This window comes from Novosphingobium capsulatum NBRC 12533, from assembly GCF_001598375.1.
GTDB classification, from domain to species: Bacteria; Pseudomonadota; Alphaproteobacteria; order Sphingomonadales; family Sphingomonadaceae; genus Novosphingobium; species Novosphingobium capsulatum.
On record NZ_BCYV01000008.1, the window covers coordinates 286873 to 300235 of the forward strand.

10 protein-coding genes are annotated in these 13363 nt (G+C 63.2%); 7 read left to right on the forward strand and 3 right to left on the reverse strand.

Translation table 11 applies throughout. The features are described from left to right. Nucleotides 1–2: 2 nt before the first annotated feature. A complete protein-coding gene (locus tag SCA01S_RS08175) occupies nucleotides 3–2186 on the reverse strand; it encodes a putative bifunctional diguanylate cyclase/phosphodiesterase (protein ID WP_167542875.1) in 2184 nt (727 codons plus the stop codon). Nucleotides 2187–2386: 200 nt separating this feature from the next. Here SCA01S_RS08175 and SCA01S_RS22145 point away from each other — a divergent pair, with 200 nt between their 5' ends. From SCA01S_RS22145 to SCA01S_RS08200, 7 genes are all read left to right on the forward strand, one after another. Beyond that, complete coding sequence (locus SCA01S_RS22145) at nucleotides 2387–2545, forward strand: c-type cytochrome (RefSeq protein ID WP_022677892.1); 159 nt, start codon at nucleotides 2387–2389, stop codon at nucleotides 2543–2545. 115 nt (nucleotides 2546–2660) lie between these two features. Then, nucleotides 2661–2834: a hypothetical protein gene (locus tag SCA01S_RS22150; protein WP_156306455.1), complete on the forward strand. Its 174-nt coding sequence runs from the start codon at nucleotides 2661–2663 to the stop codon at nucleotides 2832–2834. 5 nt (nucleotides 2835–2839) lie between these two features. Further along, nucleotides 2840–3052 carry an SDR family oxidoreductase gene (locus SCA01S_RS08180; RefSeq protein ID WP_062784644.1) on the forward strand — a complete coding sequence of 71 codons (213 nt, stop codon included), beginning with the start codon at nucleotides 2840–2842 and terminating at the stop codon, nucleotides 3050–3052. A gap of 272 nt (nucleotides 3053–3324) precedes the next feature. Further along, the gene (locus SCA01S_RS08185; RefSeq protein WP_062784646.1) at nucleotides 3325–5034 is read left to right on the forward strand and encodes a thiamine pyrophosphate-dependent enzyme; all 1710 of its coding nucleotides are present in this window, start codon (nucleotides 3325–3327) and stop codon (nucleotides 5032–5034) included. Beyond that, the gene (locus SCA01S_RS08190; RefSeq protein ID WP_062784648.1) at nucleotides 5031–6668 is read left to right on the forward strand and encodes an FMN-binding glutamate synthase family protein; all 1638 of its coding nucleotides are present in this window, start codon (nucleotides 5031–5033) and stop codon (nucleotides 6666–6668) included. Before SCA01S_RS08185 ends, SCA01S_RS08190 begins: the two co-directional genes overlap by 4 nt. A 228-nt stretch (nucleotides 6669–6896) precedes the next feature. Beyond that, nucleotides 6897–10919 (forward strand): Pls/PosA family non-ribosomal peptide synthetase, encoded by a 4023-nt coding sequence (locus SCA01S_RS08195; protein ID WP_062784810.1) that lies wholly within the window; start codon nucleotides 6897–6899, stop codon nucleotides 10917–10919. Next, nucleotides 10919–11581, forward strand: a complete 663-nt coding sequence (locus SCA01S_RS08200) for a 4'-phosphopantetheinyl transferase family protein (protein ID WP_062784650.1) — start codon at nucleotides 10919–10921, stop codon at nucleotides 11579–11581. Before SCA01S_RS08195 ends, SCA01S_RS08200 begins: the two co-directional genes overlap by 1 nt. A 931-nt stretch (nucleotides 11582–12512) precedes the next feature. Here SCA01S_RS08200 and SCA01S_RS08205 read toward each other — a convergent pair. Then, entirely contained in the window at nucleotides 12513–12815 is a 303-nt protein-coding gene (locus tag SCA01S_RS08205) for a type II toxin-antitoxin system RelE/ParE family toxin (RefSeq protein WP_062784652.1), read from the reverse strand. Between the two features lie 2 nt (nucleotides 12816–12817). After that, entirely contained in the window at nucleotides 12818–13063 is a 246-nt protein-coding gene (locus SCA01S_RS08210) for a type II toxin-antitoxin system ParD family antitoxin (protein WP_062784812.1), read from the reverse strand. Nucleotides 13064–13363: the final 300 nt, after the last annotated feature.

Genomic DNA, 13363 nt, shown 5'->3' on the forward strand with positions numbered 1-13363 from the left:
GATCAGCCGGCGATGCGCGGCCGGCCTTCTTCTCTCGGCGCAAACCACTGCGCGGCAAACGTCACGAAGACGTTGGCATTCAACGGATAGCTGAACAGATAGCCCTGCATGAGATCGCAACCGATTTTCTGCAACTTGAATGCTTGTGACGCCGTCTCCACCCCCTCGACGATGCAGCACAGCCCCAGCGAATGGCAAAGATTGACGACCGCATCGACGATCGACACGCTGTAGCTGTTGTCGAAATTGAGGGCGAAGCTGCGGTCGATCTTCACCTTGTCGAGCGGCAGGCGATGAAGATTGCTGAGGCTCGAATAGCCCGTGCCGAAATCGTCCAGCGCAACCTGCATGCCAATGGCGCGGAAGCGGTGAAGCGCATGGATCGCCGCGTCAAGGTTGCGCATCACCGCCGTCTCGGTCACCTCGATACACAGGCGGCGTGGGTCGGCAGACGAATTGCTGACCATGTCAAGGATCGCATCCACCGTCTCGGCGCAGTGCAGATCGCAGGCGGATACGTTGACCGAGAGCGTCTTGCCCGGCGGCAGCATGTCCAGCAGTTCCAACGCGCGGCGCATGGCATTGCGCGTAATCACATGGATCACTGTGCTGCGTTCGGCAATTTCGACAAAGCGCTGGGGCTCGACCACGCCCAAGCGCGCACTCGTCCAGCGCGCCAGGAGTTCTCCGCCCACCACTGCGCCCGATTGCATGGAAACGATCGGCTGCACATCAAAATGCAGTTCGTTTTCGAATTCGCTTGCGTGCAGTTCCGCCTCGATGACGTGATCGTCCAGCAGCCGGCGTTCCAGTTCGAGATTGAAAGGAACCGCTTGTCCGGGCCTTTCCCGCTTGGCGTGGTAAAGTGCGTGGTCCGCACGCTTGGCCAGGTCCACCGGGGTGAGTTCGCTGTCGACAAACGGGGCCAGCCCGATCGACACCCCTAGGCTCACCTGCCTGTCGCCAATGCGCATCCGCGCTGCCACAGCGGCACAGATCGTCTCCGCCAGCCGCAGGGTGGCCGCGCCATCAAGCTGCACAATCATCGCAAATTCGTCGCCGCCCAGGCGATAGAGCGTGGCGACAGGGCCTGCGGTGTCGCGCAGCAAGCGGGCAACCTCGATCAGCACGCCGTCTCCCACCAGGTGGCCGAACGTGTCGTTGATCGGCTTGAAGCGATCGAGATCGATCAAACCCACGGTCATGGCATCGAGGTTGGCCGGGATCGCCGCATGCTCGAGATCGGCATAGAAACGCCGCCGGTTGTAGAGCCCGGTGAGTTCATCGCTGTCTGCCAGCAGGCGCGCCTCCCGCTCCTGTCGGCCGGCCTCGATGGCGCTGTGGGACTGGATCGCCAGCTCTCGGTTCAGGCTTTGAACGCGACGCGCGATGAGGGCGGCAACCGCCAGAAACAGGATAATGGAAAAGCCGATTATCGGCAACAACTCGCGAACGGCCAAAGAGCCCGGAGCAAGGCGTTGCCAAGCAATCGTGCCGAGCGGCGCCCCCGACCAATCGCGCACCAAGGTGGAAGCTTCGTCCCCTGCGGATCGGCGGCTCTGCGCCCATCGCAGATGCTGCAAGCCAAAGCCTTTGCCCCATTCTGCAAGCAGCTTGTTGTCGAGAAGGCGGATGTCCACGAAAATACGATAGGTCGACGTGTCGAGCGTCGCCGGGCCGCTTTCCCGAACGATCGGCGAAAACGCGATCAACGCCGGCGTGTCGCCCGCCTTGCCCAGCAGGACCATGGCATCGCCGCGCTGCCTTACGGCGGCCTCATTCGCCGGTACCCGGGCCAGCAAGGCCTTGAGAGTCCGCGGCCCGATCAGGTCAGCAAGCGGGGGCGCCCGTCCGGATGGGAGATGCGCAAACAACGTCCGTCCGTTTGCATCGATCACATAGCCCAGGCCGATCGGCGTTCCCCATTGCGACACGATCCACGGATCGTCCATGGTGCCATAGGCGTGGGCGAAAGCATCGTTCCAATGGGCATTGATGTAGGTTTCGTTGCTGATGCGCGACCGTTCGCGATCGATCGCCCCGGAAATCGAAATGGCCGCCAGCCGGTCGGCATGGGCATCGGCGTTCCACACCAGGAAAGTGACGATAAGCACCGAGGTCAGCACCGAAAGGCTTATCAGCACAGTCAGCAACGCCGCGTGAGACGTGCTGCCGGCGCGCGACATGCGTAGCGCAACGCGGCAGACCTTCCCGAGCGCGGCGAAAAATTTTGCCATCGGTAGAGACTGCTTGAAACACGTTAAACAGGGGTAAATTATTTCGGCAAAACGTGCACTTGCAGATGTAGCCAGACTGTCGCCAACTCATCCTTTACTTTGTCGCGCGCGCGGTTGTTCCGCGTTGCCTGATAGCAGGAAGACAAGCGGTGCGGCTTCCAAGCGTCATCACGTGGAATGCCAAGACGCTCGACACGTTCATCACTGCGCCGCAAAGTGCGGTCAAGGGCACCAAAATGTCCTTCTTTGGCGAGAAGGACCCGACCAAGCGCGCGGTGATCATCGCCTATCTGCAAGGCTTGAAATAGCGTGCCGGCAGCGCAGGGTGGCCTGATGGCGCTTTGCCTGGGCGGCGTGAGCGCAATCATCATCGACCACGGTCTGCCCCGGCGCATATGAATGGTAATGGCGGCGTGACGCGACTTGATCGCCCGCGCCGCCCCACCAAGCTGGATTGAACGGGGCCGCGCTCTAAGCCAATCCGAATTGCTGCTGCAATTCTGCCAGCAATTCCTTGTGGAAGGCGATCATCCGGTCATCGGGCTGCCATGCCGCAAAAAAGTCGAACTCCGGATCGATGACAAGGCATACGCGTAAATGCCGTGCTGCCCGGCGCGATCGCTACGCCGATGCTGCGCGGCGCGCTGGAGGCGAGCGGCTACACCGAAGCAGAGTTTGCGCCCGCACTCAGCCTGTTCAACCGCTTTGGTCGCCCCGAGGAAGTCGCCGAAGCCAGCGCATGGCTCAGTTCGGATGCCGCCAGCTATGTCACCGGCCACAGTCTTGCGGCCGAAGCGGGCTACCTCTCGCGCTAGCGCAGGCGTGATGATCAAGTCGGAGATTGGGTCCCCGCGCCGGTGCGGCCCGATGCGCCATTGCGCCGACCGACACTGAAGCAAACTGCTATGCAGCCACAGAAAACTGTCAAAGCGGCTGGGTAGATTTCCGGGCGTCGCCATTGCCAAACCCGGGGCCGTTCGCGGCAGGTTCAAGCCGGTAACCGGATCTTTTTTTGCACCATCGCGTGAAGCCAAAGCATGGGTTGCGCGTTCGGGCACAAGACAGCAGCCAAGAGCAGGAACAGCGTATGACCACCGTTGCCGACGTGATCGTGAAAACACTCGAAGCGGCAGGGGTCGAGCGCTGCTATGGCATTCCTGGCGACACGCTCAACCATATCACCGATGCCATCCGGACAAGCGGGATCCGCTGGGTTCACGTCAGACACGAGGAAGCCGGCGGCTTTGCTGCCGGGGCCGATGCGATGCTGACCGGCAAACTTGCCGCCTGCGCCGGATCGTGCGGCCCGGGCAGCCTGCATTTCATCAACGGCCTGTTCGAATCCCACCGCAACCGCGCCCCGGTAGTGCTGATCGCCAGCCAGATCGTGCGGGATGAGCTGGGCTTCGACTTTCCGCAGGAGGTCGATTTCAAGGCGGTCTACGCCTCGTGCAGCGTGTTCTGCGAGGAAATCCGCACACCGGGACAGGCCCGGCGAATGACGGCGATGGCCGCGCAAGCGGCACTGGCCAAGCGCGGCGTCGCGGTGCTGATCGTGCCCGCCGATGTATCGAGCGCCAAGGCCGCCGACGAACCGGACTTTGCCGTGCATCGCGCCGCCCCGGTCATTCGCCCTGCGGACGCGGAACTGGATCGTCTGGCAGCGGCGCTCAACAGCGGCCGGCGGATCGCGATCTACGGCGGTTCGGGGTGTGAGCAGGCGCACGATGCGGTCGTGGCGCTGGCCGAGCGGCTGCGCGCGCCGGTGGTGCGGACATCGCGCGCCAAGGACTTTCTGGAGTACGACAATCCCTTCGATGTCGGCATGACCGGCATCTTCGGCAGTGAGGCAGGCTATCACGCGCTGGTCTCCTGCGACGTGCTGCTGCTCCTGGGCTGCGACTTTGCCTGGCGGCAGTTCTATCCCGAGAAAGCCACGATCCTGCAGGTCGACCTCGACGGCACGCACCTCGGCCGCCGGCATCCGGTCGACGTGGGGGTGGTCGGCGATATCGCGCCAACTCTTGACGCCCTGCTGCCGCGGATCACGCCGTGCGACGACAATGCCTTTCTCGACGAATGCCTCGATCATCACCGCAAGGCACAGGCAGCACAGGCAAAGCACGCCACGGTCGGCAAGGGCGGCGCGATCCATCCGCAATATCTGACGCAGACCATTTCGCGCCATGCCGCGCCAGACGCGGTGTTCACCGCCGACGGTGGCTCGCCCATGGTCTGGTCGCTGCGCCACATTGCCGCAACAGGCCAGAACCGCACAGTGGTCAGCCTGACCCATGGCACGATGGCCAACGCCATGCCGCAGGCGCTGGGCGCCAAGGCTGCCTTCCCCGACCGGCAGGTCATTGCCCTGTCGGGCGATGGCGGCCTGGCCATGATGTTGGGAGACCTGCTGACCGCCGTGCAGGAAAAGCTGCCGATCAAGGTCGTGGTCTTCAACAACGGCGCGCTCGACTTTGTGGAGATCGAGCAGAAGGTCGAAGGGCTGCTCGATGCCTATACCGAGCTGGTCAATCCCGACTTCGCGCGTGTTGCCGAAGCGATCGGCTTCAGCGGGCGGCGGGTCGAACGCGCAGAAGACCTCGAGGCTGCCGTCCAAGCCTGGTTGCAGGAGCCCGGACCAGCGCTGCTCGACGTTGTCACCGACCGCTACGAACTGGTCATGCCGCCGGCGGTCAAGCCGGGGCAAGTCGCGGGGATGGCGCTCTATTCCGCCAAGGCCGTGCTGGGCGGGCGCGGACGCGACGTGGTCGGGATCATCCGGAACCTGATCGCGTGAGCGGGCGCCCTACCCTCACCCAGGCGCTGTGGCGCGATCATGCGCTGTCGCGCAACGTGCTGCTGTTCGGGGCGCTGGCCGGTACCATCGGGACGATTGCGGTAGGCTGGGACCATCCGCGCGCGTGGTGGCTGCTGTTGCTGTTCTTGCCCTTGTTGCTGATCACGGTGATCGACCTCGCGCAGACCCACCATTCGCTGCGCCGCAACTACCCAGGCTCTGCCCGCCTGCGCTGGTTCTTCGAATGGCTGCGCCCGTTCCTGCGCTCCTACATCGTCGAAAGCGATCTGGATGGGCGGCCCTTCAGCCATGACGAGCGCGCCCTGGTCTATGCCAGAGCCAAGGGCGATGTATCGACCCATCCGTTCGGCACCGAACTCGACGTCTATTCCGAGGAATACGAGTGGCTGGCCCACTCGATCGCGCCGACCCGCAATGCCGAACGCTATACGCGCGTGACCGTCGGCACGGACCAGTGCAGCAGGCCCTACCAGGCGGCGCGGCTCAACATTTCCGCCATGAGTTTCGGCGCGCTCAGCGCCAATGCGATCGAAGCGCTCAATCTGGGCGCCAGGATCGGTGGCTTCTATCATGACACCGGTGAAGGCGGCCTGTCTCCCTACCATCTCAAGCATGGCGGCGACGTCGTGTGGGAGATCGGTTCGGGCTATTTCGGCTGCCGCGACGCCAAGGGCGATTTCCATCCCGAGCATTTTCGCGAGCGCGCCGGCCATGATGCGGTCGTGATGACCGAGATCAAGCTCAGCCAAGGCGCCAAGCCCGGGCACGGCGGCTTACTGCCCGGAGCCAAGGTCACAGCGGAAATCGCGAAAATCCGCGATGTTCCCGAAGGCGAGGATTGTCTTTCGCCGGCCTATCACACGGCCTTTTCGACCCCGCGTGGCCTGCTTGAATTCGCCGCCCGGATGCGGGACCTGTCGGGTGGCAAGCCAGTCGGCATCAAGCTGTGTGTCGGCTATCCGCACGAGTTGTTCGCGGTGGTCAAGGCCATGGTCGAGACGGAGATACTGCTCGATTTCATCGTCATCGACGGGGCCGAAGGGGGCACCGGCGCGGCCCCGACCGAACTGTCCGATCGCGTGGGCATGCCCCTGCGCGAAGGGCTGATGCTGGCCCGCAATGCCCTGGTCGGCACCAACCTGAAGGGCCGCGTCAAGCTGGCCGCATCGGGCAAGGTCAACTCCGGCGCGGCCATCGCGATGAACGCGGCGCTGGGCGCAGACTGGTGCAACGCGGCCCGACCGTTCATGTTCTCGCTCGGCTGCGTCCAATCGCTGCGCTGCCACACCGATACGTGCCCGACGGGCATCGCGACCCAGTCACTGGCCCGCCAACGCGGGCTCGTCGTGCCGGAAAAGGCCAAACGCGTCGCCCGGTTCCAAAAAGCCACGCTCGACGCCTTGCACGATATCGTGGTGGCAGCCGGCCTGAACACGCCGGACGAATTTACCCCCGACAGCCTGCGCCAGAGGATCAACGCCTCGGAAATGCGCTCGTTCGACGAACTCTACCCGTTCGTGGCACCGGGTGAGTTGCTCGACGGCGCGCGGGATCCGCACCTTGCGGCATGGTGGCGCCAGGCCGACCCCGAAAGCTTTGCCAGACGCGCATGACGCCGTACCGACAGCACGTCGATCTTATACACTGCAGTGAGAGGATCGGGGCTGGGACACGCTCTGGGCCGAGAACGCCCCGGCCATCATCTGCATCGCGGCTACTGTCCTCCACTCACCCCGGATAGCCAATGGAAAACAACAGGTCAGACCTCGCACGTTCAGGAATACTGGACTAACGAGAGCGAGGCGCACGACCACGAGGCGAGAGGATTGCAGATGAACCCGATGAGCGAGACCATTCTGGCCGCGGCACAAGAGGTTACCGCGCCCACGGTCTTTGCGCCCATCGCCCCCACGCCCGCGCTGCGTGAGGAAGAGCCTTACGCGCGCGACGAATTGCTCCACGAGATTTTTGAGGCGAGCTATCTGCGCCACACGGCGCGCTGCGCTGTGCGTAAACTGGGCAACGACCCGGAGAGCAGCCGGAAGACCGAGCTGACCTATGCCGAGCTGCGCCGCCGCGCTCTGCGCTTTGCCCGGCAGTTGCGCGCAATGGGCATCAAGCGCGGCGATCGGGTGGTCATCTGCCTGCCGCGCAGCCTCGATCAATACATGGCCATCCTCGGGGTCTTGTGGGCCGGTGGTTGCTACGTGCCGGTTGACTGGACCTATCCGCAGGACCGTATCGACTACATCGTGGAAGACAGCCAGGCGGTGCTGGTCGTCACCGAAAGCGAGCGCGCCGGGGCCATGACGGTCGCCACACTGGTGGTCGACGAGGCGCTGGGCGATCTGGCCGCGCTCGACGCCGTCGGCATCGAACGCGCAGAAACCGGCGCTACCCCGCACGACCTGGCCTATATCATCTATACGTCGGGCACGACCGGCCGGCCCAAGGGCGTGATGATCACCCATGCCAATGCCTGCCATCTGGTGCGCAGCGAAAGCGCCATTCTGGCCCTTTCGCCCGAGGACAAGGTATTCGGCGGCTTCAGTCTTGCCTTCGACATGTCGGTCGAAACCATGTGGAGCGCCTTTTTCGTCGGCGCCGAACTGTTGGTGGCCGATGAAGCACTGGCCAAGGCCGGGCCGGATATCGCGATCGTGCTGGCGCGCGAAGGCGTCACGGTGTGGCACGTCGTGCCCTCGCTGCTTACTCTGGTTGAAACACCCATTCCGGCCCTGCGCCTGCTTAACCTGGGCGGAGAAGCGTGCCCGCCCGATCTGGTCGAGCGGTGGTCGCGTCCGGGCCTGCGCATGCTCAATACCTATGGCCCCACCGAAACCACGGTGACCGCGACATGGACCGAGGTACAGCCGGGCCGCCGCGTCACCATCGGCCGGCCCCTGCCGGGCTATACCGCGTGGATCGTCGACGAGAACCTGTGGCCAGTTGCCGCTGGCGCCGAGGGTGAACTGGTCATCGGGGGGCCCGGCGTGGGACCAGGCTATGTCGGCCGCCCCGATCTAACCGCCGAAAAGTTCGTCCACACCCCCTTTGACGGGCCCGATGGCAAGAAAGCCCTGATCTATCGTTCGGGCGATCTTGTGCGGCTCGATGCCGTGGGAGACATCGACTTTATCGGGCGCATCGATACCCAGGTGAAAATCCGTGGCTTCCGCGTCGAACTCGGCGAGATCGAGGCGGTCATCGCCGAGGACCGGGCCATCGCGCAGGCGGTTGTCCATCTGTTCAAGGACGAGGATGGCGCGGAATTTCTCGCCGCTTTCCTGGTCGCCCGTGCTGGTGCCGAGATTGATCTCGATGCGGCGCGCACGCGCGTGCGTGAGCGCCTGCCCAATTACATGCGCCCCGCCGCCTATCAGGTGCACGATGCGCTGCCCACCCTGCCCGCCTCGGGCAAGGTCGATCGCAAGGCGCTGGTGCGCCCCGCCGTGTCGCAGGCCGAGGACCGCGACGTCACCGCGCCTGCCACGCCGATGGAAGAACTGCTTCACGCCATCTGGTCGGAAGCCTTCGCGCCGCAGAAAATCTCGGTCACCGATGACCTGTTCGAGGATCTTGGCGGCCATTCGCTCAAGGCGGCCCGGCTGGTGTCGGCACTGCGGAAGGCACCGGGCCTGACGGGGGTGTCCATACAGGATCTCTACGCGGCGCCGACTATCCGCGGGCTGGCCCAAAGGCTGGGCGACACGGCCCCGATATCCAGCCAGGAGGAACAACCCTTTCACCACACGCCAGCGCTGCACCGCTGGCTCTGCTGGGCGGCACAGACCATCGCCTTGCTGCCGATCTATACGGTGGCCGGGCTGCAATGGTTCTTCCCCTATCTGGCCTATACCCATCTCTCGGGCAACATGAGCCGCTTGAGCGCCTTGATGCTCAGTGGTTTCAGCTTCCTGTTGATCCCGCCGCTGGCCATGCTCGCCTCGATTGTGGTCAAATGGCTGGTGATCGGCCGCTATCGCGCGGGGGATTATCCGCTGTGGGGCGCCTATTATTTCCGCTGGTGGTTCGTGCGGCGGTTTTCCGAAGTGATTGCAACGCCTTATCTGGCCGGCACACCCATGCTGCGGTTCTATTATCGCATGCTGGGCGCAAAAGTCGGCCGGCGGGTCTTCATTGGCCGAGGCCCGATCGATGTCGCCGACCTGGTCACGTTGGGCGACGATGCCGTGGTCAGCGACCAGGCCATGTTGGCAACCAGCGCGGTCGAGCGGGGCATGCTGCGGCTGGGATCAGCCACTCTGGGCAAAGGGGCAACGGTAGGCTCGATGGCGGTGGTCGGGCGCAATGCCGCGCTGGGCGATGGCGCGGTTCTCGATGACCTCTCCTCGCTGGCCGCCGGCGTCACCATCCCTGCGGGCGAGCGCTGGAACGGCTCTCCGGCCACTTGCGTGGCAACGGGGGTTGAACACCATATCGACAATGGCGCCAGCCCGATGCGTCGGGTGCTGAGCGGCCTTGCCTTGGCGCTGGCCGCCTTCATCCTGCCCATCGTCGCCATTCTGCCCATCGCGCCCGGCCTCATCGCCATGATCGAGATTGACTGGAACACGCAAGGGTACACCTATCTGCTGCTCGCACCCTTGTTGGCCATCACCTATGTGGTGCTGATGTGCGTTCTGACGATTGCGGCCAAATGGCTGCTGCTCGGCAAAGTGAAGCCGGGGCGCTATTCGATCTACAGCTGGTTCTATGTGCGCTTCTGGTTCGTCCAGCAGATCAACGGGCTCGCACTCCAACTCCTCCACCCGATTTATGCGACGCTCTATGTGGCGCCCTGGTATCGCGGGCTGGGCGTGAAGGTGGGTGCCCGCGCCGAAATCTCCACCGCAGCCGCCATCGTGCCCGATCTGGTCGATATCGGCCCGGAAAGCTTCATTGCCGATGCGGTGCTGTTCGGCGCGGCCCGCGTGGCGCCGGGGGTGATCGAAATGGCCCATACCCGGATTGGCAGACGCTCGTTCATCGGCAATTCGGCGGTGCTGCCCAATGGGACCACGATTGGCGACAATGTGCTGATTGGCGTGCTATCGGCCCCGCCCCGCGATGGCGCTGCCGCCAGCCCTGATGGGACCTGGTTCGGCTCCCCGCCGATCTCGCTGCCGGTGCGCCAGACGGTGGGCATGTTCGACGAGGGTGCCCGCTTCAAGCCCGGCCCCAGGCTGATCGCCACGCGCCTCTCGATCGAAGCGGTGCGCGTCATCCTCTCGCTCACGCTCTTCCTCACCTTCTTCGACATCCTGCTGTCCCTGGTTGGCGACCTCGACGATCTGGCTCATGGCGGGCAGTTGATCCTGATGGCGTTCCCCATCCTCTATGTCGGATTTGCGCTGGCCTGCGGTCTGTCGGTGGTGCTGCTCAAATGGCTGGTGATGGGCCGCTACAAGCCCACCACCCAGCCGTTGTGGAGCACCTTTGTCTGGCGCACCGAACTGGTGACGGCGACCTATGAAAACCTGGCCGTCAGCAATCTGCTGGAACCTCTGCGTGGCACGCCATGGCTTCCGGCTTATCTGCGTCTGATGGGCTGCCGCATCGGCAAGCGCTGTTACATGGACACTACCGATGTGACCGAATACGATCTGGTCGACATTGGCGATGATGTGGCGCTCAACGATTTTGCTGGCCTGCAAACCCATCTTTTCGAGGACCGGGTGATGAAGGTCAGCGGCGTGACGGTGGGCGACCGGGCGACGATCGGCTCCTATGCCATCGTGCTGTATGACGCGGAGATTGGCGCTGATGCGCAGCTGGGCGATCTGTCCGTGGTAATGAAGGGCGAAAGCCTGCCGGCCGGCACCTCCTGGGAAGGCTCACCGGCGCGGTTGGCGCAGGGGTAGTGCACGCCCCGGTCTGGCACACCGGAGCCCTGCCGCGCCGGTTCGCCGTTGGCGACGCACCTTTCGCCTGGGTGGTGCGGCTCGACAATCCAGTCGTGGAGACCATGGCGCGGCAGGCGCCCTTGCGCTCCAGTGATCTGGCAGACTTGGCGTGCCGCCCACAGGCCGGCATGCGCAGCCTGCGGCGACAATTGACCAAGGTGCTGATTGCGCTGGCCAGCGGAGCGCATCCTGACAGCATTTCGATAGAGAGGCTTCCTGCAGGCGCCTTGCGGGTCACTGCGCCCGAAGGCTGGCATGTCAGCGTCGCAGGCCACTGGCCTCATGCCGCCATAGCCATCGCCCGCTGTCCCCTGGGGGTGGACATCGAACCGATCGGGGCACTCCCGCCGCCACCTGATGCACTGACCATCGGCGAAAGGCATCAACTGCGCCAGGGCACAGCGCAAGATGCCTTGCGCCGATGGACGGCCAAGGAAGCCCACGCCAAAGCCTGGGGCGTCGCGGCGCAAATTGATCCCGCCCATATCCACACCTGCGTCAACGGCAATCAGCTAACCGCCATGTCGGGGGAGGGCCGGACCTTGTGTGATCTGGCAAACCTTGGAGGCCTGCTGGCCGCCCTGGCCCGGCCGGTTTGGTGTGGCAGATCAAACACATAAGACCCGCAGCATGGCCAGTAGTGCCCAGACGTGCGCAATTGCGGAGGTCAAGTCTCGACACCACTCGAGTCCACGAGAGCAGGCAGCATTTCGCCAGCAGTTGCGGCGTATTTCAGGGTAGGCCGGCGTATTGCCGGAGGGGGCACATGGCGGAGAGGGTGGAATCGGAAAAAATCTCTAAGTCGTTGATTAATAACAAAAGAAAAATTTTTCTTTGCTTTTGCCCACAGATCACCCGCCTGATCGCCTATAATTCATCAAACACAACGACTTACATCTTTTTCTGAGCCACCCGTTTTCACTTCGCCAGTCCAAGTGTGCTCGCCGTTTCTGTGGCAGGCTTTTGGCCATGACCGCTGCACGCTTACGATTTCAGCGCTCTAGAGCCAACGACGAGCGCCTCCCAGCGCTAGCGAGGCTGACCAAAAGCAACCGGCCTTGCTGGAGCGGTACCGGCGAATCAAATGGTCAATGTGCCGGTCCCCAGTACAGCCGGTATCCGGCGGCATTCTACCATGATGATGCCAGTGCGTTGACACATCGCGGCAGACGCCAGTTGGGCAAGGCCGATGTCTGCCCGACCAGGAAGCCTGCTAACTTTCACCTTGCAGATTGTATGACCGGGCGCGCTGCAAACTGCGTTCGCGCAGATCGCTCCTCTATTGACATGGCCTTAGCCCCGCACGCTCTTGTATCCCCGCCAACCAACCAATGTTGTAGAAGGCAACAGACGGTCGCGAAGCGTCACTTTGCGATATTTCTGCGATGCATAGTGCGGGCAAAGACAGGATTCACTCGCTTGGATCAGCTTAGCTGATCCCCGCATAGTTGTTCATATCTGAGCAATTGGCGGAAATCGACGAGCCAGTTGCCCACAGAAGGGCAGCGTCAACGAAAGCACGCATAATCGGGAGAACTCCCGCCACTACGCCTATCCGTCGTATGGTGACGATATCCAATCTTCTCGCGCGTGCCGAACGCGCAGGATAATGACCTCGCCCTGATCTCCGATATCATAGATGACCAGATGAGCCTTGTAGGGATGGGCGCGAACAGGCGGCAAGATGTCCTCGCGCAAGCGCGCCGCATGGGGGTAGTTCGCAAGAAACGCGAAAACGACGCCCAACCCTTCGTGATAGGCATCGGCCTGCAGCAGACCAAACTGCTCGAGCCCGTCCAGAAAGATGGCTGCCAGATCGTCGGCTGCAGCGCGCGTTAAACGAAAGCGCGCCACAGTCAGCCTTGCAACCCGGCCTGGCTGATCGCACGTGCCCGGATGTCTGCCATCGTTTCATTGCTAAGACCGCTTGCGCGCGCTTCATCAACGATGCGCTGCATCGCAGCCAATTTGTCGGCGCGCTCCTGATCACGACGAATCAGGTCCCGGACATAATCGCTGGCATTGCTATACCGACCGGTGTCAGCCTGCGCCTCCACCCATTGCTTCATCGGGTCGGGCAGCGAGATGTTCATCGTTGCCATGAGAACCTCCATCTGGACAAATTAGCAAAGATTGGCAAACTTTGTCAATCAGGGCCGAGCCCAGGCGATCCGAACCACTGGCCACTGCGAGGCCGGCGGCTGCCGAACCCGGCTTTAACGGGGTAGCGGACCAGTTCTATCGCTGTCGTGAGGATAGCCAGTCGATCCTTGCCTCTCCACGATGGTCGCTACGGCTTTCGCCATTACCAAGCAGGCAGGAGCGGATACCAATCGACAGGCGTATTCCACCAATTCGGTGCGCGTCACCCCCCCGTTTGTTGCTGATTTTGTCTTTTACGG